Genomic DNA, 24,720 nt, shown 5'->3' on the forward strand with positions numbered 1-24,720 from the left:
TGGGGGAGTGTGCGAAGGAGGGACGGGGGAGATGGGGGGGGGGGGGGGCGCCGGGAGGGTAGGTTGTGTGTAGGAGGGAGGTGGCAGGGTGGGGGCCTGCGGGCCCTCGGTGCTGCTCCAGCCGATCCGCGGGTCACCGGACGTGCCGGAAGCTCCGGCATGCGGTCCCGTCTGCGTGGCATTCATGATCATCATTCCCCTCCCGAGCATCCCCCCGAAGCACTCAGAGTGCCAAATCGTGGGGCGGCTGTGGAAGCTGGGGCGGCTCGACACGCCCGTGCGGAGGCGGTGTGTCACACCGGGGTGACGGCTGGTCACGGCGAGCGTGCGGGTGGAAGGGACCCGGTGGGCGGAGGCCCGGTGACCGGTGTCGGCGTACCGCATAGGCTGTCGGCACGCCGCGATGCGCGCGGCCGACGCGTTGGAGAGAAGTAGTCGATACGGGTCTTGGTGGGCGGCGCGGCACGCCGTTCCACCGCGGGCCGTACAGAGTGCCGCAGGGGGCAACCGCCATGACATCAGGTCGGCTCGGGCAGCAAGCCGCGCCGCCGAACGCGGCCTATGCCGGGCAGGTCGTGCACTTCCCGGATCCGGTCCGGGCCGCCCGTCACCCGAGGGGGGTACGGGTGGACGAGCGCGGTTACCCCGACTTCTCTCCCTACGCGCGGGCGGCGGCGCAGATCGCCGAGCCCCCGGAGGGCTTCGGCGTGGACGAGTTGCGGCTGACGGACTACGTCTCGGCGAACGCGGCGCTGGCGGCCTCCGGGCACGAACTGTGGGACACGGTCCCGAACGTGGCGACCCCGCACGGCTGGACCTGGCACCACGTGGCCGGCACCCGCCGCCTGGAGCTGATCCCGGTCGAGGTGAAGGCGCTGCTGCGGCACCACGGCGGCATCGCGACCGCGAACGTGGACCAGGCCAAGCGCGGCACCCGCCCCTTGCAGGAGACCCGCCCGGCGCACTTCGGACTGCCCAAGTCGGGCACGTCGGTGACGGAGCAGCAGGTGCAGAGCGTCGAGGAGGACCTGGGGTACCGCCTGCCGGGGGCCTACCGCTCGTTCCTGAAGGCCGCGGGTGGCTGCGCCCCGGTCGGCACGGCGCTGGACGCGCAGTTGGGTCTGCTGATCGACCAGCCGTTCTTCACGGTGCGCGAGGAGGCGGCGGTCAACGACCTCGTCTACGTCAACAAGTGCCTGCGCGACCATCTGACCAAGGACTACCTGGGCGTCGGTTTCGTGCAGGGCGGTCTGCTCGCGGTGAAGGTGAAGGGCGAGCGGGCCGGTTCGGTGTGGTTCTGCGCGTACGACGACGTGCGCGACGTGGATCCGTCGTGGTCGCAGGCCGAGCGCGTGGAGCGGCTGCTGCTGCCGTGCGGCGAGGACTTCGACGCGTTCCTGTCCCGGCTGGCGGGCTCCCCGCCGGAGTTGGAGACGGTGGCCAATCTGATGGTGGACGGCGGCTTCGCGCGCGCCGTCCCGGTCTCTTCCGTGTCTTCGGTGGGGGAGTGAGCTTCGGCGATGGTGACGTTCGCGCAGGCGCAGGAGCGCGCGGAAGAGTGGATCAACGGTGACGTCCCGGCGTACCAGCACCGCGAGGTGCGGGTACGGGAGTTCGACCTGGGGTTCGTGGTGTGGGCGGAGGACCGTGCCGAGGGGCCGCACGTGGACGGCGGCGCCCAGCGGCTGGTCATCGCCCGCGACAGCGGCGAGGCCACGCTGTGGCCCGCGCTGCCGGTGGGCGAGGTGATCCGCCGGTACGAGGAGGAGTACGGCCGCCCGGAGCCGGCCGAGGCCGCCGCACCGGCGCCGCCGCCGGCCCGGGTGGACCTGAACCAGACGTCGTTCCTGCTCACTCCGCCGGAGTGGCTGCAGGAGGCGGCGGACAAGATGGGCATTCCGGATCGGCGGGGCGCGAGCGGCGCTGGTGCCGGTGCGGGCTCCGGGGGGGGGGGTGTCTCTTATACCCATCTGACGCCGCCGGCCCTCCCCTACGGGGAGATCCTTCGTGTTGCCGGGTCCTTTTCCAAAAAACAACAACACACTACAAGTCACACCCTCGCACACCATCCACATGCCCACGCAGCACGCGTGAGTCGTACGCTGAAGGAACCCCCGGCCCGCACCCGAGTCGGGCCCTTCGTGTTGCCCACCTCCGGACGGAAAGCCCCCATGAGCCTGCACGGTCTGCTCGACGCCGTCGTCAAGGACCCCGCCCTCGCGGAAGCCGTCAGCGCCGCCGCGGACGCCCGCCGCATGCACGTCGACCTGGTCGGCCCGCCCGCGGCGCGCCCCTTCGCGATCGCGGCGCTGGCCCGCGAGGCCGGCCGGCCCGTGCTCGCGGTGACGGCGACCGGCCGCGAGGCCGAGGACCTGGCGGCGGCGCTGCGCTCGCTGCTGCCGCCGGAGGGCGTCGTGGAGTACCCCTCCTGGGAGACGCTTCCGCACGAGCGGCTCAGCCCGCGCAGCGACACGGTCGGCCGCCGGCTCGCCGTCCTGCGCCGCCTGGCCCACCCGCGTGCCGACGACCCCGAGACCGGCCCGGTCTCCGTCGTCGTCGCCCCCGTCCGCTCGGTGCTCCAGCCGCAGGTCAAGGGGTTGGGTGACCTGGAGCCGGTGGCGCTGCGCACCGGGCAGAGCGCCGACCTGAACGACGTGGTGGAGGCCCTGGCGGCCGCCGCGTACGCGCGGGTGGAGCTGGTGGAGAAGCGCGGCGAGTTCGCGGTGCGCGGCGGCATCCTCGACGTCTTCCCGCCCACCGAGGAACACCCCCTGCGCATCGAGTTCTGGGGCGACGACGTCGAGGAGATCCGCTACTTCAAGGTCGCCGACCAGCGCTCCCTGGAGGTCGCCGAGCACGGCCTGTGGGCCCCGCCCTGCCGTGAGCTGCTGCTCACCGAGGACGTCCGCACGCGCGCGCGGGCGCTGGCCGAGGAGCACCCGGAGCTGGGCGAGCTGCTGGGCAAGATCGCCGAGGGCATCGCGGTGGAGGGCATGGAGTCCCTCGCGCCGGTCCTCGTCGACGACATGGAACTGCTGCTGGACGTGCTGCCCGCCGGTGCGATGGCCGTGGTCTGCGACCCGGAGCGGGTGCGCACGCGCGCCGCCGACCTGGTGGCCACCAGCCAGGAGTTCCTGCAGGCGTCCTGGGCGGCGACGGCCGGCGGCGGCGAGGCGCCCATCGACGTGGGCGCGGCCTCCCTGTGGTCCATCGCCGACGTCCGCGAGCGGGCGCGCGAGCTGGGCATGATGTGGTGGTCGATCTCCCCGTTCGCCGCCGACGAGACGGCGTGGGACGGTGAGGGCGACGGCGACACGCTGAAGCTGGGCATGCACGCCCCGGAGACCTACCGGGGCGACACCGCGCGGGCGCTCGCCGACACCAAGGGCTGGCTCGCCGACGGCTGGCGGACGGTGTTCGTCACCGAGGGCCACGGCCCGGCCGCCCGCACCGTGGAGGTCCTGGGCGGGGAGGGCATCGCCGCCCGCCTGGACGCCGACCTGGGCGAGCTGTCGCCGTCGGTGGTGCACGTGGCGTGCGGCTGCATCGACCACGGCTTCGTCGATCCGGCGCTGAAGCTGGCCGTGCTCACCGAGACCGACCTGACCGGGCAGAAGACCGCCGGCCGGGACGGCGCGCGGATGCCGGCCCGCCGCCGCAAGAGCATCGACCCGCTGACCCTGGAGGCGGGCGACTACATCGTCCACGAGCAGCACGGCGTGGGCCGCTACATCGAGATGGTGCAGCGCACCGTGCAAGGTGCCACGCGTGAGTACCTGGTGGTGGAGTACGCCCCGGCCAAGCGCGGCCAGCCCGGCGACCGGCTGTACATCCCCACCGACCAGCTGGAGCAGATCACCAAGTACGTCGGCGGCGAGGCGCCCACCCTGCACCGCCTCGGCGGCGCCGACTGGACGAAGACCAAGGCGCGGGCGAAGAAGGCGGTCAAGGAGATCGCCGCGGACCTGATCAAGCTGTACTCGGCGCGCATGGCGGCGCCCGGGCACGCCTTCGGCCCGGACACGCCCTGGCAGCGGGAGCTGGAGGACGCCTTCCCCTACGCGGAGACGCCCGACCAGCTCACCACGATCGCCGAGGTGAAGGAGGACATGGAGAAGTCGGTCCCGATGGACCGGCTGATCTGCGGCGACGTCGGCTACGGCAAGACGGAGATCGCGGTGCGCGCCGCGTTCAAGGCCGTCCAGGACGGCAAGCAGGTCGCGGTCCTGGTCCCGACGACACTGCTGGTGCAGCAGCACTTCGGCACGTTCTCCGAGCGCTACGCCCAGTTCCCGGTGAACGTCAAGGCGCTGTCCCGCTTCCAGACGGACACCGAGGCCAAGGCGGTCCTGGAGGGCCTGCGCGACGGCTCGGTGGACGTGGTCATCGGCACCCACCGGCTGTTCTCCTCGGAGACCAAGTTCAAGGACCTGGGCCTGGTCATCGTGGACGAGGAGCAGCGCTTCGGCGTGGAGCACAAGGAGCAGCTGAAGAAGCTGCGCGCCAACGTCGACGTGCTCACCATGTCCGCCACCCCCATCCCGCGCACGCTGGAGATGGCGGTCACCGGCATCCGCGAGATGTCCACGATCACCACCCCGCCGGAGGAGCGGCACCCGGTGCTGACCTTCGTCGGGCCGTACGAGGAGAAGCAGATCGGCGCGGCGATCCGCCGCGAGCTGCTGCGCGAGGGCCAGGTCTTCTACATCCACAACCGGGTGGAGACCATCGACCGGGCGGCGGCCAGGCTGCGCGAGATCGTCCCCGAGGCGCGCATCGCCACGGCCCACGGCCAGATGTCGGAGTCCGCGCTGGAGCAGGTCGTGGTCGACTTCTGGGAGAAGAAGTTCGACGTGCTGGTCTCCACGACGATCGTCGAGTCCGGCATCGACATCTCCAACGCCAACACGCTCATCGTCGAGCGCGGCGACAACTTCGGCCTCTCCCAGCTGCACCAGCTGCGCGGCCGGGTCGGGCGGGGCCGCGAGCGCGGCTACGCCTACTTCCTCTACCCGCCGGAGAAGCCGCTGACGGAGACCGCCCACGAGCGCCTGGCGACCATCGCCCAGCACACCGAGATGGGCGCGGGCATGTACGTGGCCATGAAGGACCTGGAGATCCGCGGCGCCGGCAACCTGCTGGGCGGCGAGCAGTCCGGGCACATCGCCGGCGTCGGCTTCGACCTGTACGTGCGCATGGTGGGCGAGGCGGTCGCGGACTACCGCCGCCAGCTGGAGACCGGCGAGGTGGAGGAAGAGGCCCCGCTGGAGGTCAAGATCGAGCTGCCGGTCGACGCGCACGTCCCGCACGACTACGCGCCCGGCGAGCGCCTGCGCCTGCAGGCGTACCGCTCCATCGCCTCCGCCAATTCCGAGGAGGACATCAAGGCCGTCCGCGAGGAACTCACCGACCGCTACGGCAAGCTGCCCGAACCGGTGGAGAACCTGCTGCTGGTGGCCGGCCTGCGGATGCTCGCGCGCTCCTGCGGCGTGGGCGAGATCGTGCTGCAGGGCACCAACATCCGCTTCGCTCCGGTGGAGTTGCGCGAGTCCCAGGAGCTGCGCCTCAAGCGCCTGTACCCGGGCGCGATCGTCAAGCCGGCCGCCCACCAGGTCCTCGTCCCCCGCCCCAAGACCGCCAAGATCGGCGGCAAGCCGCTGGTCGGCCGCGAACTGCTGGCCTGGGTGGGGGAGTTCCTGACGTCGGTGCTGTCGTAGGACCGGCCGCCGGCCGGGTGCCGGGGCCGCGGGCCCCCGGCGCCAGACCCGGGTGTCAGACCGGTCCGGGCGCCAGACCCGGGCGTCAGACCGGTCCGGGCGTCAGGTCCGGGTGTCAGACCGGTCCGGGCGTCAGACCCGGGGGTGAGGTCCGGGCGAGGTCCGGGAGTCGGCCCCGGGCCTCAGGCCACCGGCCGCATCCGCGTGCCGGTGGCCCGGTGCAGGGCGGCCGCCAGCCGGTCGCGGACGGCGGTCTGCGCGGCGATCCGCTCGTCGATGACGGCCAGGCGCTCCCGGGCGACCTCCAGGGCCCGCTCGGAGGCGGGACCCGCGGTCACGTCGCCGTCCAGGCAGGGCAAAAACACCTGGATGTCGTCCAGGGTGAGTCCGGCCTCCAGGAGGTGGCGGATGTTGCGGACGCGGACGACCGTGCCGGCGTCGTAGAGCCGGTAGCCGTTCGCGGCGCGCTCACAGGTGAGGAGCCCCGCCTGCTCGTAGTGGCGCAGTGCGCGGGGCGTGGTGCCGGTGGCGGCGGCGAGTTCGCCGATCCGCAGGCGGGGCGGCATCGGAGAGGGAGAACGGTGGGGCTGGGCCATGCGGGCCAGTCTCAGGTGACGAGGGCGCCGCCGTCCACCGGGAGGACCACGCCGGTGATGAACGATGCCTGCGGCGCGGCGAGCTGGGTGATCGCCCAGGCGACCTCCTCGGGCCGGCCGATCCGGCGCAGCGGGGTGTGGGCGAGCTGCCAGGCGCGCAGGGCCGCCTGCCGTTCGGGAGTGTGCCCGGTGTGCTCGGCGATCGGCGTGTCGATCGCGCCGGGCGCCACCGCGGCCACGCGGATGCCGTGTGGTGCCAGCTCCACCGCCCAGCTGCGGGTCAGCACCTCCAGGGCCGCCTTCCCGGCGGCGTACAGGGAGTTGCCGGGCCAGCCACGCTGCCCGACGGTCGTCGTCACGTTCACGATGACGCCCTTGCTCTGTGTCAGGGCGGGCAGCGCGGTCTGGGTGAGCAGCACGGGGGCGAGGAGGTTGGTGGCGAGGAGGGAGTGCGTCGAGGCGGGCGTGTAGGTGCCCAGTGACTCGGTGGTCACGATCCCGGCGTTGTTGACCAGGACGTCGATGCGGCCGTGCAGCTCCAGCGCGGTGTCGATGACGGTGGCGGGACCGTCCTCGGCCGTGATGTCCGCGGTGAGCGGGGTGATGTGCGCCGCGTCGTGGGCGGCCGTCTCGGCCAGGGGCGCCGCCCGGCGGCCGACGGCGACGACGTGCGCGCCCTGGGCTGCGAAGGCGCGGGCGGTGGCCCGGCCGATGCCGGTTCCGGCGCCGGTGACGACGATCACAGGAGAAGTCGTGCTGGTCGGGGTGTTCATGGGGTGAGCGTCGGACGGTGACGCCAGCGGCAGGGTCAAGTCACCGGGTCGAGCACGGCGGACGCGCTGCTGATACGCCCCATTTGCTCCGTGTGCCTCTCTGCGCCCAACAGGGCCGGACATCTTTGCGGTTACGGTGGGCAACGGAAAGACAGGCCCGCGCAGGGACCGGAGGCGCGGGCCGCACCGGCAGGGGAGGGCTCATGGGCGTACGGGCGACGCGCGGCGGCAAGGGACGGACGAGGCGCCGGGGCGGGGCGCGGGGCCTGCGGCGGGGCGGGCTCGCGGGGGGTGGCGCGGGGGCGGGGGGCGCCGGCTGCAAGGGCACGACGGGCGGCGCCGGCGGGGGCGGCGGGCGCGGGGGCGCCCCCGCCCCCCCCGCCGGGATCGCGCGGTCGCAGATCACGCGGACGCGTTCGGTCGGCAGCCCGAGCAGCGCCGCCGCCTGCTCCTCGGCGACGCCCTCGTAGAGCCTGAGCACCAGTACCAGGCGTTCCTGCGGGGCGAGGGCGGCCAGGACGCCGGGGAAGCGGGTGCGGGTGCGGCCCAGGCCGCCGGGCCGGTGCCGGACGCCGTGCCGCTGCCAGGTGCCGTGCCGGTGCCAGGCCTCGCGGGCGAACCGGCCGACCAGGTACTGGCGGGTGCGGTCGTAGGGGTCCTCGCCGCGCAGCCGGTCCCAGCACGCGTACGTCTGCGCCAGCGCCAGGGTCAGCAGGCGGCGGGCGCGCGGATTGTCGTGCGGGGCCTCGGCCGTCAGCAGCGTCGCGGTGTGCAGCAGCCGCCCGGCCGCGCCCGCGACGACCGCCTCGACCTCCCGGGCCCGGCGCGCGCGGTGGGACGCCTGCCGTTCTCGCACCGCGCCTCCCGCCAAGGGCGATCGTGAGGGAACGGGTCCCCGTGCGCGTACGGGAGACGAGACGGATCCGTGTGCGAGGAGGCCCGGGTCTCATATCAGGCCAGGGGCGCCCCGCCGGTCAAGAGCCGCGCACGCGGCTCCTGGCCCGGAACCGCGCGCCGGGGCGGCGGGGCCGCGGGAGGCGGGCGCCGGACGGTCAGGACGCCGGGGCGGCACCCGCGTCCGCGCTCGTGCCCGCACCCCCACCCGCGCCCGCGTCCGCGTCGCCGCTCGCGCCCGCCGCCGTGCCCGGCTGCGGGACCGCGCCGGCCTGGGCGGTCTGGCGGGCGGAGAGGGCGTGGTTGAAGCGGGTCAGCAGGGAGCAGAACGTCTCGCGCTCCTGCGGCGTCCAGTCGCGGGTCAGCTCGGCCATCAGCGCGCGCCGGGAGGAGCGCACCTCCTCCAGCCGGGACAGCCCGCGCGGCGACAGCTGCAGCACCACGGCCCGCCCGTCCTCCGGATGCGAGGTGCGCTTGACGAGCCCGGTGTCGACCAGCGGAGCCACCTGCCGGGTGACCGTGGAGGAGTCGATGCCCATGCCGGCCGCGAGCGCCTTGACGCCCATCGGGCCCTCCCGGTCGAGCCGGTTGAGCAGCAGGTAGGCGGCGCGGTCCATGGAGTTGCGCACCTGGCCGACACCGCCGAGCCGGGTCTGTTCCGCACGGCGGGCGAACACCGCCACCTCGTGCTGGAGGGTGTCGAGAAGACCGGGGTCACCTTCGGTCGTCATGTCCATCGACATTTCAGGCGTTGTGGGCATGGCCGGTGGCTCACTTCTGCAGGGCTGCTTGGGTTGGGGGACAGGGTACGCGGCCCGGCCGCGGGCGGTACCGGCGCTGCACGATCCCGTCCCAGAGGATGGTCGCACCAGCCCGGGGCGGACGTGAACTGCGAGACTGGGGACATGAGCTACGGCACGGCTGCCCCCTTCCCGCCCGTCACCCTGGACGACGTGCGCGGCGCCCAGAAGATGCTCTCGGGCGTCGCGCGGGTGACCGCGATGGAGGGCAGCAGGCACCTGTCCCGGCTGGTGGGCGCGCCGGTGCACCTCAAGTGCGAGAACCTGCAGCGCACGGGGTCGTTCAAGCTACGCGGCGCCTACGTCCGCATCGCCGGGCTGCTGCCCGAGGAGCGGGCCGCCGGCGTGGTCGCGGCGAGCGCGGGCAACCACGCGCAGGGCGTGGCGCTGGCGTCGTCGCTGCTCGGCGTGCACGCCACCGTGTTCATGCCGAAGGGCGCCCCGCTGCCGAAGATCAGCGCGACCCGGGACTACGGGGCCGAGGTGCGCCTGCACGGCCAGGTGGTCGACGAGACGCTGGCCGCCGCCCAGGAGTACGCGGCCGCCACGGGCGCGGTCTTCATCCACCCCTTCGACCACGCGGACGTCATCGCGGGCCAGGGCACGGTGGGACTGGAGATCCTGGAGCAGTGCCCCGAGGTGCGCACGATCGTCGTCGGGGTGGGCGGCGGCGGCCTGGCGGCCGGGATCGCGGTCGCGGTGAAGTCGGTGCGGCCCGAGGTGCGGATCGTCGGCGTGCAGGCGGAGGGCTCGGCGGCGTACCCGCCGTCGCTGGCCGCCGGGCGGCCGGTGGTGATCGACAACCCGGCGACCATGGCCGACGGCATCAGGGTCGGGCGGCCCGGAGACGTGCCGTTCGGGATCATCCACGAGCTGGTGGATGAGGTGCGCACGGTCAGCGAGGACGAGCTGTCCGCGGCGCTGCTGCTGTGCCTGGAGCGGGCCAAGCTGGTCGTGGAACCGGCCGGGGCCAGTCCGGTCGCCGCGCTGCTCAGCGGCAAGGGCGGCATCGAGGGGCCGGTGGTGGCCGTGCTGTCCGGGGGCAACGTCGACCCGGTGCTGCTGCAGCGCGTCCTGCGCCACGGCATGGCCGCCCAGGGCCGCTACCTGGCCGTACGGCTGCGCCTGACCGACCGGCCGGGGGCGCTGGCCACGCTGCTCGGGGTGCTCTCGGCGGCCGACGCCAACGTGCTCGACGTCAGCCACGTCCGCACCGACCCGCGGCTCGGCCTGACGGAGGCGGAGGTGGAGCTGCACCTGGAGACCAAGGGCCCGGCCCACTGCACCGAGGTCGGCCGGGCCCTGCGGGAGGCGGGCTACACGGTGATCACCTGATCACCTGATCGCCTGATCGCCTGATCGCCGGATCGGCGGATCGGCGGACGGCGGAGCGCAGTCCCGGGGACCCGGAGGGTTCCGCCGCAAGGCCGTCGGCCGGGCACGACGAAGCCCCCGTGCGCCGTTCGCGGCGCCCGGGGGCTTCGTGAGCTTCGTGAGGGGAGCCGGTGGAACCGGCGGCCGGACGGTGCTCAGCCCGTGTACGGCTCCGCCTTGAGGATCCGCACCGAGGCCTTCTTGCCGTTCGGCAGCTCGTACTCCGCGTCCTCGCCGACCTTGTGGCCGATCACGCCGGAGCCCAGCGGGGACTGCGGCGAGTAGGTCTCGATGTCGGCGCTCGCGTATTCGCGCGAGGCCAGCAGGAAGGTCAGCGTGTCGTCCTCGTCACCGTCGAAGGCGATGGTGACGACCATGCCGGGCGCGACCGCGCCGTCCGCGGAGGCCGGGGCCTCGCCGACCTTCGCGTTCTCGAGGAGCTGGGTCAGCTGGCGCACGCGGAGCTCCTGCTTGCCCTGCTCCTCCTTGGCCGCGTGGTACCCGCCGTTCTCACGCAGGTCGCCCTCCTCGCGCGCGGCCGCGATCTTGGCGGCGATCTCCGTGCGCGCAGGACCAGTAAGGTACTCAAGCTCCTCCTTGAGCTTGTTGTACGCCTCCTGGGTCAGCCAGGTGACGTTCTCGCTGGTCTGGGTCACAGGTGCTCCTCGTCGGTACTGGGAATACAAAGCATCGCCCTACCCAAGAAGAATGTTCCCTGATGGATGGGCGAAACCACGAGCCTAACAATTGACTGCGGCAAGGGGGAGGACATAAGCCCATCAGGATGACGTCAACGCAGGTCAACGCCTACGTATTCCGGATGATGCCGAAATGTCCCTCGGCGCGTCCCGCGATCCGTCGGCCGGTCCGTCAGTCGGAGTGGCAGCCGAGCAGCTCGCCGGTGGTCCCCCGGGACGTCGTGCGCAGGGTGAGGATCTGGTCGATCTGCGTGGCGTGCTGGTCGAAGTGGAAGTCCGCCCGGCCCACCTCGTTCCCGTCGGCCGCCTGCGAGCGCAGCGTGCAGTAGCCGCGGGCGTCGGCGTCCTTGTGGACCTCCAGGTGGATCCGCACCGCGTCGTCGGAGGTCTGGAAGGAGACGACCTGCGCGCTGATCTTGCTCTGGCCGACGTAGTGGTACGCGAAGTAGCCGACCAGGGCGAGCAGCGCCGCGCCCAGGACGACGGCGGCGATCTTGAGTTTGTGGTCGGCACGCTCGTCCGCGGAGCGGCCGTATCGGCCCTCGGGGAGCCGGGTGCTCACCGTACTCATGATCGTCCTCTCGGCCGGTGCGGGACGCGTGTCCCGCGCGGGGCTCCCGGATGGGTGCTCCGGAATTATTCGCCCTCCGATTCGGTCACTATAGAAGCCCCGGCCCGCCGCTCCACCGCCGCCCCGGAGAGACGAACCACCGGGACGGCCCCGCTGACGCCCGCTGACCGACGGGCACCGACTTGACCAATGAGGATTGAGCCTTGACTGAGCAGCTGCGACTGATGGCCGTGCACGCGCACCCCGACGACGAGTCGAGCAAGGGCGCGGCCACCATGGCGAAGTACGTGTCCGAGGGGGTGGACGTGCTGGTCGTGACCTGCACGGGCGGAGAGCGCGGCTCCATCCTCAACCCCAAGCTCCAGGGCGATGCGTACATCGAGGAGAACATCCACGAGGTGCGCCGCAAGGAGATGGACGAGGCCCGCGAGATCCTCGGCGTCAAGCAGGACTGGCTCGGCTTCGTCGACTCCGGCCTGCCCGAGGGCGACCCGCTGCCGCCGCTGCCCGAGGGCTGCTTCGCGCTGGAGGACGTCGACAAGGCGGCCGGCGAGCTGGTCCGCCGGATCCGCTCCTTCCGCCCGCAGGTGATCACCACCTACGACGAGAACGGCGGCTACCCGCACCCCGACCACATCATGACCCACAAGATCACGATGGTGGCGTTCGAGGGCGCGGCGGACGCCGAGAAGTACCCGGAGGACGAGTACGGGCCGGTGTACCAGCCGCTGAAGCTGTACTACAACCAGGGCTTCAACCGTCCCCGCACCGAGGCGCTGCACAAGGCGATGCTCGACCGCGGCCTGGAGTCGCCCTACGGCGAGTGGCTGGAGCGCTGGGAGAAGTCCGGCCACAAGGACCGCACCCTCACCACGCACATCCCCTGCGCCGACTTCTTCGAGATCCGCGACAAGGCGCTGATCGCCCACGCCACGCAGATCGACCCCGACGGGGGCTGGTTCCGCGTGCCGATGGAGATCCAGAAGGAGGTCTGGCCGACGGAGGAGTACGAACTCGCGAAGTCCCTCGTGGACACCTCGCTCCCCGAGGACGACCTCTTTGCGGGTATCCGGTAGCCCTGAGGGACAATGCCTGACATGAGCGCTAGCGCGAGCCTGGCCGTGAGCCAGCTGGTCACTCTGGCCGACTTCGACAAGAACAAGGTGACCCCGGGCATCCTCGGCTTCATCGTCTTCGCGGTGATGGCCGTGGCGGTGTGGGGCCTGATGAAGTCCATGAACCGCCACATGGGCCGGGTCGACTTCAAGGAGGCCCCGGAGTCCGAGGCGGCCCCGTCCGGCCGGGGGCCGGGCAGCGGCACGGCCCAGCCGTCCAAGGGCTGAGAACGCCCTGGTCCCTGTGACCCGCGGCACCGTGTGACCCGTATCACCGGGTCATCGCAGGCGTGCCACGGGTCACGGTGTGCTGCCCTCCCGCGCTCGCCGGTACGGACGCGTGCGCCGGAAGCGCGCGCTCGCGCTCACCCCTGCGGAGTGTGCGCTACCGGGCGCGCCCCGCGCTCAGGCCGGGTTCGCGTACGGCAGCAGGGCGCGGCGCAGGAAGCGGGCCCGGTCCTCGCCGCGGCGGTCGCCGCAGGAGGCGAACAGGGCCACCGCCTCGTCGCACAGCGCCAGCGCCGGCCGGCTCCCGGCACGTCCGTGCCGTGCCGGCCGCGTGGCCGCTCCACGCACAAGCGTGTGGTCCGTGCCGTGCCCGGCGGGTGGTCACGTTCCGTGCCCGGCCGGGGTGGGTGAGGCAGGATGGGGGTATGCCGAACCGACTGGCGCACGAGACGTCCCCGTATCTCCTCCAGCACGCCGACAACCCGGTCGACTGGTGGCCCTGGTCGCAGGAGGCGTTCGACGAGGCCCGCAGGACGAACCGGCCCGTGCTGCTCAGCGTCGGGTACTCCAGCTGCCACTGGTGCCATGTGATGGCCCACGAGTCCTTCGAGGACCAGGCCACCGCCGCGTACCTCAACGAGCACTTCGTCAGCGTCAAGGTCGACCGCGAGGAGCGCCCGGACGTCGACGCGGTGTACATGGAGGCCGTGCAGGCGGCGACCGGGCAGGGCGGCTGGCCGATGACCGTGTTCCTCACCCCGGACGCCGAGCCGTTCTACTTCGGCACCTACTTCCCGCCCGCGCCCCGGCACGGCATGCCGTCCTTCCGGCAGGTGCTCCAGGGGGTCCGGCAGGCCTGGGAGACCCGGCGCGAGGAGGTCACGGACGTCGCCGGGAAGATCGTGCGGGACCTGTCCCAGCGGGAGATCGACTTCGGCGGCACGAGGACGCCGGGCCCGGAGGAGCAGGGGCAGGCGCTGCTCGGGCTGACCCGGGAGTACGACCCGCAGCGCGGCGGATTCGGCGGGGCGCCGAAGTTCCCGCCGTCCATGGTGCTGGAGTTCCTGCTGCGCCACCACGCCCGTACCGGCTCCGAGGGCGCCCTGCAGATGGCCCAGGACACCTGCGAGCGGATGGCCCGCGGCGGCATCTACGACCAGCTCGGCGGCGGCTTCGCCCGGTACTCCGTGGACCGCGACTGGGTGGTGCCGCACTTCGAGAAGATGCTCTATGACAACGCGCTGCTGTGTCGCGTCTACACCCACCTGTGGCGCGCCACCGGCTCGGAACTCGCCCGCCGGATCGCGCTGGAGACGGCCGACTTCATGGTGCGGGAGTTGCGCACCGAGCAGGGCGGTTTCGCCTCCGCGCTGGACGCCGACAGCGACGACGGCACGGGGCGGCACGTCGAGGGCGCGTACTACGTGTGGACCCCTCGGCAGCTGCGCGACGTCCTCGGCCCCGAGGACGCCGATCTGGCCGCCTCCTACTTCGGCGTGACCGAGGAGGGCACCTTCGAGCAGGGTGCCTCGGTGCTGCAACTGCCGCAGCAGGAGGGCGTGTTCGACGCCGAGCGGATCGACGCGATCCGCCGCCGGCTGTTCGCCGCCCGCGCCGAGCGGCCCGCGCCCGGCCGGGACGACAAGGTCGTCGCCGCCTGGAACGGCCTGGCGATCGCCGCGCTCGCCGAGACCGGCGCCTGCTTCGACCGCCCCGACCTGGTGGAGGCCGCACTGGGCGCGGCCGATCTGCTGGTGCGGCTGCACATGGACGAGCACGCCGGGCTGGCGCGCACCAGCAAGGACGGCCGCGTCGGCGCCAACGCCGGGGTCCTGGAGGACTACGCCGACGTCGCCGAGGGCTTCCTCGCGCTGGCGGCCGTCACCGGCGAGGGCGTCTGGCTGGACTTCGCCGGCCTGCTCCTCGGCCACGTGCTGACCCGGTTCACCGACCCGGAATCCGGTGCCCTGTACGACACCGCCGCCGACGCCGAGCGGCTGATCCGCCGCCCGCAGGACCCCACCGACAACGCCACCCCGTCCGGCTGGACGGCGGCGGCGGGCGCCCTGCTGTCGTATGCCGCGCACACCGGGTCCGAGGCCCACCGCACCGCCGCCGAGAAGGCGTTGGGCGTCGTCCGGGCGCTCGGCCCGCGCGTCCCGCGGTTCATCGGCTGGGGGCTGGCGGTGGCCGAGGCCCTGCTGGACGGGCCGCGCGAGATCGCGGTCGTCGGGCCGTCCCTGGACGATGCCGCCGCCCGCACCCTGCACCGTACGGCGCTGCTGGGTGCCGCGCCCGGCGCGGTGATCGCCTACGGCACTCCGGGCAGTGATGAGTTCCCGCTGCTCGCCGACCGCCCCCTGGTGGGCGGCGCGCCGGCCGCGTACGTGTGCCGGGGCTTCACCTGCGACGCCCCGACGACCGACCCGGAGCGGCTGCGCGCCGCGCTGGGGGAGTGAGCCGGGGCCGTCAGGACCCGTACCGGAGGACGGCGACCACCAGCGCCGTCTGGGCGGACCACTGGAGCAGGACGGCCGTGGCGCGGGCGGCGGCCGCCCGGCCGCGGGGCAGCAGCAGCGCGACCAGCCCCGCGGTCACGGACGCGAGGAACAGGCCGTGGAGGAGGTTCCCCGAGGGCTTGTGGCAGTCCTGGTAGTAGTCGCCGTACATCAGGCACTGAGCGCCGTGCTCGGTGGACAGGGCGAGCAGCCAGGAGCCGATGAACATCGGCAGGAGCAGGCCCAGTCCCCAGGCGGCGCACACCCTGCCGATGCGGCCCCCGTCCCCGCCCGCCGCGTTCCGTGTCGTCGCTGTCATGGCCCCAGCCAACCGGAAGGGGCCGGCCGCGTTGATCGTCCCGCGTACTCAACCGCCCTGCGTACGCATACTCAGCGCCTTCTCCACGATCGCCTCCAACTGGTCGTGGTGGGCGCCCTTCCAGTAGGCGCGGCCGCAGTCGCGGCACTGGGCGAAGACGTCGTAGGTGCGCTGCGTGCCGTGTTCGAGCTGGTCGGCCACCTCGTCCTTGGTGGCCTGCTTCAGCAGGCCGTTGCAGGCGCTGCAGCGGGTCCATGGCCGCAGCTCGGGGTCGAAGCGGTCCAGGACGTCGCGGAGCTGGTCGTCGGGGCGGGTGCTGTAGACGAAGGCGCCCGCCCACAGCTCGCGGCGGCGCAGCAGGCCGCGGTCGCGGCTGAGCAGCACCCGTTTCTCGGCGGCCGAGCGGGCGGCCAGCGCCGCGTCCCCGATGTCCGTGGACTCGTAGGCCGTGTCCACGCCGAGCAGACGCAGCCGGCGGGCGAGGGTGCCCAGGTGCACGTCGAGCAGGAAACGCAGCGGGGCGCCGGGGACGCGCTGGGGGCGTGCGACGGCGCGCACCTGCACCCGCTCCTCGGCCCGCGGCACGTGCGAGACGGGCACCTCACGGCCGTCCACCAGCAGACCGCCGACCTCGGTCAGCGGCACGCCGAGGGACTCCACGACGTGCCCGAGGGAGGAGACGCCGTCGGTGGCGACGGGAGTCGCGCCGCGCCGCCGGGCGTGCGGGACGAACAGGTGCAGGCCGGGGGCGAACTCGACGTGGATCTCGGGACCGTTCACCCGGCCAGGATGGCACGGACGGGCCCGGGTGCCTCAGGCGATTTTCGGCGGCAGGCCGTGCTCCAGGACCGACAGGGTGCGGTCGACGAGGCCGGCGAGGTCGTCGCGGTGGCCGTGCTCGGCCCAGTACAGGGTGGTCTCCAGGATCCCGCCGACCAGGGACATGGCCCAGACCCGCACCTCCAGGTCGTCCCGGTCGCGGCCGGTGCGCTCGGCGATCACACCGCAGAGCCTGCGGCCGGTGACGGACATGCTCTGCATCATCCGGGAGCGCACCGCCGGCACCTGGACCATCAGGTGGGTGCGCAGCCGTGCCACCTCGATGTCGCCGTCGACACCCAGGCCGATCGCCTTGCGCAGGACCTGGCGGATCGACTCCGTCCACGGCTCGTCGGCGGGCCGGGCGCGCAGTTCCTCGGCCAGGACCGGGTCGTACTCGTCGGTGAGGACGATGTCCTCCTTGGTGGGGAAGTACCGGAAGACGGTCGACGGCGAGACCTCGGCGCGCTCGGCGATCTGCTCGATCGTCGTCGCCTCGTACCCCTGCTCCTCGATCAGCGCGTAGGTCGCGGAGCGGATCGCCTCCCGCGTCTTGATCTTCTTGCGCTCCCGCAGACCGAGAGCGGGGCGGTCGGCGGGGGAGAGCGGGGAACGTGCGGCCGTCATGCGCTCATTGTCGGCCACCGCCCACGGGGGCGGCCATGCCGGGACGAGGGCCGGCACCCCCCGGCAGGCTCCGGTCGGCGCTCGAAACGGTCGATGCTCGAAACGGTCGGCGCGAGGCTCCGGGCATGCGAAACGGCCACGGCTCGTGCGAGCCGTGGCCGTCGGGGGCGCGGGTGCCGGGTCATGCGTGGTGGTACGCCACCAGCGAGATGCCCACGTAGTGGACGACGAACGCGGCGAGCGTGAAGGTGTGGAAGACCTCGTGGAAGCCGAACCAGCGCGGTGAGGGGTTCGGGCGCTTGATGCCGTAGACGACGCCGCCCGCGCTGTAGAGCAGGCCGCCGACGATCACCAGGACCAGCACGGCGATGCCGCCGGTGCGCAGGAAGTCCGGCAGGAAGAACACCGCCGCCCAGCCCATGGCGATGTAGCACGGGGTGTAGAGCCAGCGCGGGGCGCCGACCCAGAAGACGCGGAAGACGATGCCGGCCGCGGCCGCGGCCCAGATCCCCCACAGCAGCCACTGGCCCTTGGCGCCGGGCAGGAGCAGCAGGGTCAGCGGCGTGTAGGTGCCCGCGATGATCAGGAAGATGTTCGCGTGGTCCAGGCGGCGCAGGACGCCGCTCAGGCGCGGGCCCCAGCTGCCGCGGTGGTAGAGCGCGCTCACACCGAACAGCAGGCACGCGGTGAGGACGTAGATCCCGCAGGCGATCCGCCCGCGGGTGGAGTCGGCGAGCGCGGTGAGCACCAGACCCGCTATGAGCACGGCCGGGAACATCCCGAGGTGCAGCCAGCCGCGCAGTTTCGGCTTGACCGGATGCGGAAGGGAGAGCGCACCCGGACGTCGGCCACCGGCCGGCGTGTCCAGGGGCGCGTCGGAGGCGGACGCAGTCATGCGCGGCATCGTACCGAGGTCACCGTAAGTCGGACATCAGTACGCAGCGTGCGCGCAGGCGATCACGCAGAACGGTCCGAACGCAAAAAGTCTTCCAGTCTGCGCCCAGCCGAACGCAAAGAAGCGCTGAAACCGTGGCATTCCTCACGCCGCTCACCTGTGAGGCCCTCTGGACAGATGCGCACTCTCGTCGGATGATCAAATGAGTGCGGTCGGCACCGGATGAGCGGCTACGAAGCGTCCGGGTCGCAGCCCCCACGGGGCGAACAAGACGAAATCCCCTCATTTAGGAGCAATCGTGGCGCGCGACATCGCGGCTCCCCCCGTCGTCCCGACCAACCACAAGGACCTGATCTCGTGGGTCAACGAGATCGCGGACCTCACGCAGCCGGACAACGTGGTCTGGTGTGACGGATCCGAGGCCGAGTACCAGCGCCTGTGCGAGGAGCTGGTCCAGAAGGGCACCTTCCGGAAACTCGACCCGATCAAGCGCCCCAACTCCTACTACGCGGCCTCGGACCCCTCCGACGTGGCCCGCGTCGAGGACCGCACGTTCATCTGCTCCGAGAAGGAGGAGGACGCCGGCCCCACCAACCACTGGAAGGCCCCCGACGAGATGCGGGAGATCTTCCAGGGCAAGGACGGCAAGGGCGGCATCTTCCGCGGCGCCATGCGCGGCCGGACGATGTACGTCGTCCCGTTCTGCATGGGCCCCCTCGGCTCCCCGCTGTCCGCGATCGGCGTGGAGATCACCGACTCCGCCTACGTCGCCGTGTCCATGCGCACCATGACCCGCATGGGACAGGCGGTCCTCGACGAGCTGGGCGACAGCGGCTTCTTCGTCAAGGCCGTGCACACCCTCGGCGCCCCGCTGGAGCCGGGCCAGCAGGACGTGCCCTGGCCGTGCAACAGCACGAAGTACATCTCGCACTTCCCCGAGGACCGCGAGATCTGGTCCTACGGCTCCGGCTACGGCGGCAACGCCCTGCTCGGCAAGAAGTGCTACGCCCTGCGCATCGCCTCCGTCATGGCCCGCGACGAGGGCTGGCTGGCCGAGCACATGCTCATCCTCAAGCTCACCCCGCCGCACGGTGAGCCCAAGTACGTCGCCGCCGCCTTCCCGAGCGCCTGCGGCAAGACCAACCTCGCCATGCTGGAGCCGACGATCTCCGGCTGGACCGTGGAGACCATCGGCGACGACATCGCCTGGATGCGGTTCGGCGAGGACGGCCGGCTGTACGCGATCAACCCCGAGGCCGGTTTCTTCGGCGTCGCGCCCGGCACCGGCGAGCACACCAACGCCAACGCGATGAAGACGCTGTGGGGCAACTCCGTCTTCACCAACGTCGCCCTCACCGACGACGGCGACGTGTGGTGGGAGGGCATGACCGAGGAGACCCCGGCCCACCTCACCGACTGGAAGGGCCGCGACTGGACCCCGGACTCGCCCGAGCCCGCCGCGCACCCCAACGCCCGCTTCACCACCCCCGCCGCCCAGTGCCCGATCATCGCGCCGGAGTGGGAGGACCCCAAGGGCGTGCCGATCTCGGCGATCCTCTTCGGTGGCCGCCGGGCCAGCGCGGTGCCGCTGGTGACGGAGTCCTTCGACTGGAACCACGGCGTGTTCCTCGGCGCGAACGTCGCCTCCGAGAAGACCGCCGCCGCCGAGGGCAAGGTCGGCGAGCTGCGCCGCGACCCGTTCGCCATGCTGCCGTTCTGCGGCTACAACATGGGCGACTACATGGCGCACTGGATCGAGGTGGCCAAGGACAAGGACCCGTCCAAGCTGCCGAGGATCTACTACGTCAACTGGTTCCGCAAGAACGACCAGGGCACGTTCGTCTGGCCCGGCTTCGGCGAGAACTCCCGCGTGCTGAAGTGGATCGTGGAGCGCCTGGAGGGCAAGGCCGAGGGCGTCGAGACCCCCATCGGCATCCTGCCGACCAAGGACGCCCTGGACACCGACGGCCTGGAGCTGTCGGAGTCCGACCTGGAGTTCCTGCTCACCGTCGACAAGGACGTCTGGCGCGAGGAGGCCGCGCTGATCCCCGGCCACCTCAACACCTTCGGCGACCACACCCCCAAGGAGCTGTGGGACCAGTACCGCGCGCTCGTCGAGCGCCTGGGCTGAGCCGCCGCCCCCGCAGAACTCCGCGGCCGGCCGCCGACCTGCCCTGACCTGCGTCGTCGCTCCGGCCGGCCGCGGCGTGGATCCGGTGAGAGGCCGGATGCGCACCCCGTCCGTGCGCATCCGGCCTCTTCGGCGTGCCGGTCCTCTGCGGCGTGCCCGCCGGTGCCGTATGGCCCACTGCGCTCCGGGTACTCGGGGGTCCTCCCGGCGAAGGAGTGTGATGCGGGCATGGCTGGAGACGGCGACTTCTACAAGCACGACCGTCCGGAGAACCCGGATCTGGCCGAGGACCGCCCGCGCGGCGGTGGCCCCGACGAGCCGCAGGGCGGCGGCAACTGGCCCGTGTGGTGGATCGTCCTGGGCATCCTGGTGCTGTTCGTGATCTTCGTGGTGGTACTCGGCTGACGTTTCCGTGCCCCGGGGCCCCTCCGGCATGCTGGTCGTCGCGCCGCACCAGCGGGCGCCGACGGACCGGCGGGCGACAGGAGGACCCGGAGCACATGCGCATCCTCGTGACGGGTGGTGCCGGATTCATCGGCTCGGCGTACGTGCGCCGGGCACTGGCGCCGCGAGGCGCAGCGCAACCGCCGCGGATCACGGTCCTGGACGCGCTCACCTACTCCGGTAGCGAGGCGAACCTGGCACCCGTCGCCGGGCACCCCGGTTACACCTTCGTCCACGGCGACATCTGCGACCCGGACGTGGTCGATCAGGTGATGGCGGGCCAGGACGCGGTGGTGCACTTCGCGGCCGAGTCGCACGTGGACCGGTCCATCGACGGCGCCGGCCCGTTCGTGCGCACCAACGTGCTGGGCACCCAGGTGCTCCTGGACGCGGCCGTGCGCCACCGCGTCGGCCGCTTCGTCCACGTCTCCACCGACGAGGTGTACGGCTCCATCGCCGAGGGCTCGTGGACGGAGGACGCCCCGCTCGCGCCGAACTCGCCGTACTCCGCCTCGAAGGCCGGCTCCGACCTGCTGGCGCTCGCCTGCCACCGCACCCACGGCCTGGACGTCGTGGTCACCCGGTGCACCAACAACTACGGGCCGTACCAGTTCCCCGAGAAGGTGATCCCGCTCTTCGTCACCCACCTGATCGAGGGGCGCACGGTCCCCCTGTACGGGGACGGCCGGCACCGCCGCGACTGGCTGCACGTCCTCGACCACTGCCGGGGCATCGACCTGGTGCTGCACGGCGGCCGGGCCGGGGAGGTCTACCACATCGGCGGCGGCACCGAGCTGAGCAACCGCGAACTGACCGGGCTGCTGCTGGAGGCGTGCGGCGCGGGCTGGGACCGGGTCGAGCACGTGGCCGACCGCAAGGGCCACGACCTGCGCTACGCGCTGGACGACAGCAAGATCCGTGAGGAGCTGGGCTACGCGCCCGAGGTGTCGTTCACCGAGGGCCTGGCGGCCACCGTCGAGTGGTACCGCACGCACCGCGCCTGGTGGCAGCCGCTGAAGGAGGGCGGCCGGCCGCGCTGACCGGCCGGCACCGGCTCACAGGACCCGCTGCAGCAGCACCGTGTCGAGCCACCGGTCGTGCTTGTGCCCGACGGCGGTGAGCCGCCCCGCCTCGGTGAAGCCGAAACGCCGGTGCAGGGCGATCGACGCCTCGCTGCCCGGATCGGTGATCACCGAGACGATGCTGCGCACCCCGGCCCGGGCGCACCCGTCGATCAGCGCGCCCAGCAGCGTGGCGCCCAGCCCCCGCCCGGTGGCGTCCGGGGCGAGGTAGACGGTGTCCTCCACGGTGTGCCGGTACGCCGGCTTCGGCCGCCAGGGCCCGGCACAGGCGAACCCCACGATCCGCCCCGCCTCCTCGGCGACCAGGAAGGGCAGCCCGCGCGCGGTGAGGTCGTCGTGCTTGGCCTCCCACTCCGGCAGCGAGCGGGGCGACTCGTCGAAGGTGGCGACGCTGTGCAGGACGTAGTGCGCGTAGATCCCGGCGACGGCTTCGAGGTCGGCGCGGCCGACGGGCCGGACGGTGGCGGTGGGGGCGGTCACGGTGTCCTCCGTCTCGGTGCCCGGCCCGCACTCGACGTGCCTCGGTGGCCGGTGGGAAGGCACCCGGTCCGCGTGTCGCTGCGGTGCACGCGGACCGGGGCCGTACAGGGGCGCCCCCGCCACCGGCACGGCGGCGGGGACGAGGGGCGCGACGGGCGCAAGGCTAGTGCGCGGCGCCGCTCAGTTCCGGGTGTTCCGCCTGCTCGGCGGCGGCGTGCGCGTCCATCCGCTCGGCCGCCAGGATGGCCACCGCCGTGTCCGCCCGGGACGCGGCGACCACGAGCGCCCGTCCGGCCAGCGCGTGCGCCCGCCGGTGCAGCGCGGCCGCCTCGCCGAGGGCCCCTCCGGCAGGGGCGCGCAGCGGGGCGTGTCCGCCCCGGAGGCGGGCCACCTGCTCGGCGAGCCGTGCGGCTGCGGTGTCCAGGTCGGCGGAGGGTGCCACCTCCCGCAGCTCGTCGGTGACGGCGAGCAGGGCCGCGAGGTGGCCGGCGAGCTGGATGTCCAGCTCCTCCTCGCGGGAGCGGTGCGGGACGTCGGAGGGGGTGCCGGCCATCGTGTGGACGGACCGGCGGGAAGGCCCGGAGCGGATCGGTTCGTACATGGGACGGCCTCCTGTGATCTGACAGAAGACATCCTAGCTTGGAATCCGTCTAAAGTTGAGTCGGGTCGCGAGACGGGGCGGTAAGGGCACCCCGGGTGAGCGTCAGGGCTGGCTGTAGCCGTCCAGGAAGGTGCCGATGCGGCCCACCGCGTCGCGCAGGTCGCCGACCGAGGGCAGGGTGACGACCCGGAAGTGGTCGGGCTCGGGCCAGTTGAAGCCCGTGCCGTGCACCACCATGATCTTCTCGCGGCGCAGCAGGTCCAGGACCATCCGCCGGTCGTCCTTGATCTTGAAGACCTTGGGGTCCAGGCGCGGGAAGAGGTACAGCGCGCCCTTGGGGCGCACGCAGGTCACGCCCGGGATCTGGGTGAGCAGCTCGTAGGCGACGTCCAGCTGCTCCTTCAGGCGCCCGCCCGGCAGCACCAGGTCGTTGATCGACTGCCGGCCGCTGAGCGCCGCCACCACGCCGTGCTGGCCCGGCATGTTCGCGCACAGGCGCATGTTGGCCAGGATGGTCAGGCCCTCGATGTAGGAGTCGGCGTGGGCGCGCGGACCGGAGATCGACATCCAGCCGACCCGGTAGCCGGCCACCCGGTACGCCTTCGACATGCCGTTGAACGTCAGCGTCAGCAGGTCCGGGGCCACCGCGGCGGTCGGGGTGTGCACGGCGCCGTCGTAGAGGATCTTGTCGTAGATCTCGTCCGAGCAGACCAGCAGGTTGTGCCGGCGGGCGATGTCGGTCAGCCCCTTGAGCACGGCCGGGTCGTAGACCGCGCCCGTGGGGTTGTTGGGGTTGATGATGACGATCGCCTTGGTCCGGTCGGTGACCTTGCGCTCGACGTCGGCCAGGTCCGGCATCCAGTCGGACTGCTCGTCGCAGCGGTAGTGCACCGCCGTGCCGCCGGACAGGGAGACGGCCGCCGTCCACAGCGGGTAGTCCGGCGCCGGGACGAGCACCTCGTCGCCGTCGTCCAGCAGCCCCTGCATCGCCATCACGATCAGCTCGGAGACGCCGTTGCCGATGAAGACGTGCTCGACGTCCGTCTCGATGCCGAGGGTCTGGTTGTGCATCACCACCGCGCGGCGGGCGGCCAGCAGGCCCTTGGCGTCACCGTAGCCGTGGGCGGTGGAGACGTTGCGGAGGATGTCCTCCAGGATCTCCGGCGGGCACTCGAAGCCGAACGCGGCCGGATTGCCGGTGTTCAGCTTCAGGATGCGGTGACCGGCCGCCTCCAGCCGCATCGCCTCCTCGAGCACCGGGCCGCGGATCTCGTAACAGACGTTGGCGAGCTTGGTCGACTGGATCACCTGCATGCCAGCGAGCTTACGGTGTGCTCACGCTCCATGGCTCGTGTCTTCCGCCACCCGAGACACGGCCGAACGGGCGTTCATGGCGGGCGGCTGTCCCGTCCCTCGCGCCGGTCCCTAGGATTTCCAGCCATGTCCATGCCTCCCGATCCGCAGGGCGTCCCCGGCGCTCCGGGCGCGCCCGCGGGGCCGCCGAACGTGTACCACCCGCAGGCCGCGGCGCCCGTGGCCTACGAGGGGTACGCCGACCCGGCCCTCGCCCACGGCTGGCAGCCCGCCTACGACGACACCCGCGACCTGCCCCCGCCGGCCCCTTCGGCGACGGGGGAGGCGCCCGGCGACGCGGGCGCGACCGGCGGCCCCGATGCGGCCGGTGGTCCTGACGCGGCCGGTGGCGGGCGGTCCCGGCGGGCGCGGGGGCGGCGCGGTGTGCGGCGTCCGCGGCGCGTCCTGGTCGCCGGCGCGGTGGGGGCCGTGGGGCTGGCCGCCGTGCTCGCCGGTGTCACGGCCCTGGACGCGTCGCCGGGGAGCGGGACGCGGGGCGACCGGGATCGCGCGCGGCCGACGGTGGACGACGAGAGCGCGGCGGAGGAGGCGTCCGGCGCCCCGTCCGCGCCGCCGGTGTCCCCGGCCGCCTCCGGCCCGGCCGCCCGCCCGGCCGCCGCCCCCCCCCCCCGGCGCCCCCCGCCCCCCGCCCGCCCGCCGCGCCCCGGCCGCACCGCCCCGCCGCGTCCCCCCGCGCCCCCGGCG

The 24,720-nt window shown here is 72.8% G+C and carries 23 protein-coding genes and 1 pseudogene; 10 read left to right on the forward strand and 14 right to left on the reverse strand.

The window, feature by feature from the left end:
• The first annotated feature begins 512 nt into the window (after positions 1–512).
• A complete protein-coding gene (locus GV126_RS20600; RefSeq protein WP_159668924.1) occupies positions 513–1,511 on the forward strand; it encodes an SMI1/KNR4 family protein in 999 nt (332 codons plus the stop codon).
• A 9-nt stretch (positions 1,512–1,520) separates the two neighbouring features.
• Positions 1,521–5,717: a transcription-repair coupling factor gene (gene mfd / locus GV126_RS20605; protein ID WP_236570058.1), complete on the forward strand. Its 4,197-nt coding sequence runs from the start codon at positions 1,521–1,523 to the stop codon at positions 5,715–5,717.
• 182 nt (positions 5,718–5,899) lie between these two features.
• On the opposite strand, the gene GV126_RS20610 is transcribed toward mfd, so the two are convergent.
• The 4 genes and pseudogenes from GV126_RS20610 to GV126_RS20625 form a co-directional block, all read right to left on the reverse strand.
• Positions 5,900–6,271, reverse strand: a complete 372-nt coding sequence (locus GV126_RS20610) for a MerR family transcriptional regulator (RefSeq protein ID WP_159673929.1) — start codon at positions 6,269–6,271, stop codon at positions 5,900–5,902.
• Between the two features lie 53 nt (positions 6,272–6,324).
• Positions 6,325–7,086, reverse strand: a complete 762-nt coding sequence (locus tag GV126_RS20615) for an SDR family NAD(P)-dependent oxidoreductase (protein ID WP_159668927.1) — start codon at positions 7,084–7,086, stop codon at positions 6,325–6,327.
• A gap of 325 nt (positions 7,087–7,411) precedes the next feature.
• Positions 7,412–7,942 (reverse strand): annotated as a pseudogene (locus tag GV126_RS20620) (sigma factor-like helix-turn-helix DNA-binding protein); the annotation flags it as partial.
• Between the two features lie 196 nt (positions 7,943–8,138).
• On the reverse strand, positions 8,139–8,717 hold the full coding sequence (locus tag GV126_RS20625) for a MarR family winged helix-turn-helix transcriptional regulator (RefSeq protein WP_419796076.1): 579 nt from the start codon (positions 8,715–8,717) through the stop codon (positions 8,139–8,141).
• 168 nt (positions 8,718–8,885) lie between these two features.
• Between GV126_RS20625 and ilvA the strand changes: the two genes are divergently transcribed.
• Positions 8,886–10,115, forward strand: a complete 1,230-nt coding sequence (gene ilvA, locus GV126_RS20630) for a threonine ammonia-lyase (RefSeq protein ID WP_159668930.1) — start codon at positions 8,886–8,888, stop codon at positions 10,113–10,115.
• A 194-nt stretch (positions 10,116–10,309) separates the two neighbouring features.
• Here ilvA and greA read toward each other — a convergent pair whose 3' ends face one another.
• Together greA and GV126_RS20640 are read right to left on the reverse strand one after the other, a co-directional pair.
• Complete coding sequence (gene greA, locus GV126_RS20635; protein WP_028420569.1) at positions 10,310–10,810, reverse strand: transcription elongation factor GreA; 501 nt, start codon at positions 10,808–10,810, stop codon at positions 10,310–10,312.
• A 214-nt stretch (positions 10,811–11,024) separates the two neighbouring features.
• The gene (locus GV126_RS20640; protein ID WP_028420568.1) at positions 11,025–11,423 is read right to left on the reverse strand and encodes a DUF4307 domain-containing protein; all 399 of its coding nucleotides are present in this window, start codon (positions 11,421–11,423) and stop codon (positions 11,025–11,027) included.
• A 203-nt stretch (positions 11,424–11,626) separates the two neighbouring features.
• Here GV126_RS20640 and mca point away from each other — a divergent pair, with 203 nt between their 5' ends.
• Entirely contained in the window at positions 11,627–12,499 is an 873-nt protein-coding gene (mca, locus tag GV126_RS20645) for a mycothiol conjugate amidase Mca (protein WP_159668933.1), read from the forward strand.
• Positions 12,500–12,511: 12 nt separating this feature from the next.
• Complete coding sequence (locus GV126_RS20650) at positions 12,512–12,766, forward strand: hypothetical protein (protein WP_185948033.1); 255 nt, start codon at positions 12,512–12,514, stop codon at positions 12,764–12,766.
• A gap of 177 nt (positions 12,767–12,943) precedes the next feature.
• Here GV126_RS20650 and GV126_RS20655 read toward each other — a convergent pair whose 3' ends face one another.
• Positions 12,944–13,114: a hypothetical protein gene (locus tag GV126_RS20655; protein ID WP_159668939.1), complete on the reverse strand. Its 171-nt coding sequence runs from the start codon at positions 13,112–13,114 to the stop codon at positions 12,944–12,946.
• A 77-nt stretch (positions 13,115–13,191) separates the two neighbouring features.
• Here GV126_RS20655 and GV126_RS20660 point away from each other — a divergent pair, with 77 nt between their 5' ends.
• Entirely contained in the window at positions 13,192–15,225 is a 2,034-nt protein-coding gene (locus tag GV126_RS20660) for a thioredoxin domain-containing protein (protein ID WP_185948032.1), read from the forward strand.
• 10 nt (positions 15,226–15,235) lie between these two features.
• Here the strand turns inward: GV126_RS20660 and GV126_RS20665 are convergent, their stop codons facing one another.
• The 4 genes from GV126_RS20665 to trhA form a co-directional block, all read right to left on the reverse strand.
• Positions 15,236–15,583 (reverse strand): hypothetical protein, encoded by a 348-nt coding sequence (locus tag GV126_RS20665; protein WP_159668945.1) that lies wholly within the window; start codon positions 15,581–15,583, stop codon positions 15,236–15,238.
• Positions 15,584–15,631: 48 nt separating this feature from the next.
• Positions 15,632–16,363, reverse strand: a complete 732-nt coding sequence (locus GV126_RS20670) for a Mut7-C RNAse domain-containing protein (RefSeq protein ID WP_159668948.1) — start codon at positions 16,361–16,363, stop codon at positions 15,632–15,634.
• Between the two features lie 33 nt (positions 16,364–16,396).
• On the reverse strand, positions 16,397–17,029 hold the full coding sequence (locus GV126_RS20675; protein WP_159668951.1) for a TetR/AcrR family transcriptional regulator: 633 nt from the start codon (positions 17,027–17,029) through the stop codon (positions 16,397–16,399).
• Between the two features lie 181 nt (positions 17,030–17,210).
• Complete coding sequence (gene trhA / locus GV126_RS20680) at positions 17,211–17,924, reverse strand: PAQR family membrane homeostasis protein TrhA (RefSeq protein ID WP_159668954.1); 714 nt, start codon at positions 17,922–17,924, stop codon at positions 17,211–17,213.
• 298 nt (positions 17,925–18,222) lie between these two features.
• On the opposite strand from trhA, the gene GV126_RS20685 reads away from it, so the two are divergent.
• The 3 genes from GV126_RS20685 (at position 18,223) to rfbB (ending at position 21,539) form a co-directional block, all read left to right on the forward strand.
• A complete protein-coding gene (locus GV126_RS20685; RefSeq protein ID WP_159668957.1) occupies positions 18,223–20,055 on the forward strand; it encodes a phosphoenolpyruvate carboxykinase (GTP) in 1,833 nt (610 codons plus the stop codon).
• 228 nt (positions 20,056–20,283) lie between these two features.
• Entirely contained in the window at positions 20,284–20,460 is a 177-nt protein-coding gene (locus GV126_RS35850; protein ID WP_185948031.1) for a hypothetical protein, read from the forward strand.
• A 95-nt stretch (positions 20,461–20,555) separates the two neighbouring features.
• Positions 20,556–21,539 carry a dTDP-glucose 4,6-dehydratase gene (rfbB, locus tag GV126_RS20690; protein WP_159668960.1) on the forward strand — a complete coding sequence of 328 codons (984 nt, stop codon included), beginning with the start codon at positions 20,556–20,558 and terminating at the stop codon, positions 21,537–21,539.
• A 15-nt stretch (positions 21,540–21,554) separates the two neighbouring features.
• On the opposite strand, the gene GV126_RS20695 is transcribed toward rfbB, so the two are convergent.
• From GV126_RS20695 to GV126_RS20705, 3 genes are all read right to left on the reverse strand, one after another.
• Complete coding sequence (locus tag GV126_RS20695; protein ID WP_159668962.1) at positions 21,555–22,061, reverse strand: GNAT family N-acetyltransferase; 507 nt, start codon at positions 22,059–22,061, stop codon at positions 21,555–21,557.
• Between the two features lie 163 nt (positions 22,062–22,224).
• Positions 22,225–22,662: an SCO4983 family protein gene (locus GV126_RS20700; RefSeq protein ID WP_159668965.1), complete on the reverse strand. Its 438-nt coding sequence runs from the start codon at positions 22,660–22,662 to the stop codon at positions 22,225–22,227.
• 102 nt (positions 22,663–22,764) lie between these two features.
• The gene (locus GV126_RS20705; RefSeq protein WP_028420553.1) at positions 22,765–23,976 is read right to left on the reverse strand and encodes a pyridoxal phosphate-dependent aminotransferase; all 1,212 of its coding nucleotides are present in this window, start codon (positions 23,974–23,976) and stop codon (positions 22,765–22,767) included.
• A gap of 126 nt (positions 23,977–24,102) precedes the next feature.
• On the opposite strand from GV126_RS20705, the gene GV126_RS35855 reads away from it, so the two are divergent.
• Positions 24,103–24,720 (forward strand): hypothetical protein (locus GV126_RS35855; protein WP_201299857.1); only part of this gene is annotated, 618 nt, incomplete at its 3' end.

The organism is Streptomyces mexicanus (assembly GCF_902506575.1).
In the GTDB taxonomy this organism is placed as follows: Bacteria; Actinomycetota; Actinomycetes; order Streptomycetales; family Streptomycetaceae; genus Streptomyces; species Streptomyces mexicanus.

What these genes read in the sequence shown, in the direction of transcription:
- GV126_RS20600 (WP_159668924.1), top strand. Translation starts at nt 513, where the DNA reads ATGACATCAGGTCGGCTCGGGCAGCAAGCCGCGCCGCCGAACGCGGCC.
- mfd (WP_236570058.1), top strand. Translation starts at nt 1,521, where the DNA reads ATGGTGACGTTCGCGCAGGCGCAGGAGCGCGCGGAAGAGTGGATCAAC.
- GV126_RS20615 (WP_159668927.1), bottom strand. Translation starts at nt 7,086, where the DNA reads ATGAACACCCCGACCAGCACGACTTCTCCTGTGATCGTCGTCACCGGC.
- GV126_RS20625 (WP_419796076.1), bottom strand. Translation starts at nt 8,717, where the DNA reads ATGGACATGACGACCGAAGGTGACCCCGGTCTTCTCGACACCCTCCAG.
- ilvA (WP_159668930.1), top strand. Translation starts at nt 8,886, where the DNA reads ATGAGCTACGGCACGGCTGCCCCCTTCCCGCCCGTCACCCTGGACGAC.
- GV126_RS20640 (WP_028420568.1), bottom strand. Translation starts at nt 11,423, where the DNA reads ATGAGTACGGTGAGCACCCGGCTCCCCGAGGGCCGATACGGCCGCTCC.
- GV126_RS20650 (WP_185948033.1), top strand. Translation starts at nt 12,512, where the DNA reads ATGCCTGACATGAGCGCTAGCGCGAGCCTGGCCGTGAGCCAGCTGGTC.
- GV126_RS20660 (WP_185948032.1), top strand. Translation starts at nt 13,192, where the DNA reads ATGCCGAACCGACTGGCGCACGAGACGTCCCCGTATCTCCTCCAGCAC.
- GV126_RS20665 (WP_159668945.1), bottom strand. Translation starts at nt 15,583, where the DNA reads ATGACAGCGACGACACGGAACGCGGCGGGCGGGGACGGGGGCCGCATC.
- GV126_RS20675 (WP_159668951.1), bottom strand. Translation starts at nt 17,029, where the DNA reads ATGACGGCCGCACGTTCCCCGCTCTCCCCCGCCGACCGCCCCGCTCTC.
- trhA (WP_159668954.1), bottom strand. Translation starts at nt 17,924, where the DNA reads ATGACTGCGTCCGCCTCCGACGCGCCCCTGGACACGCCGGCCGGTGGC.
- GV126_RS35850 (WP_185948031.1), top strand. Translation starts at nt 20,284, where the DNA reads ATGGCTGGAGACGGCGACTTCTACAAGCACGACCGTCCGGAGAACCCG.
- rfbB (WP_159668960.1), top strand. Translation starts at nt 20,556, where the DNA reads ATGCGCATCCTCGTGACGGGTGGTGCCGGATTCATCGGCTCGGCGTAC.
- GV126_RS20700 (WP_159668965.1), bottom strand. Translation starts at nt 22,662, where the DNA reads ATGTACGAACCGATCCGCTCCGGGCCTTCCCGCCGGTCCGTCCACACG.
- GV126_RS20705 (WP_028420553.1), bottom strand. Translation starts at nt 23,976, where the DNA reads ATGCAGGTGATCCAGTCGACCAAGCTCGCCAACGTCTGTTACGAGATC.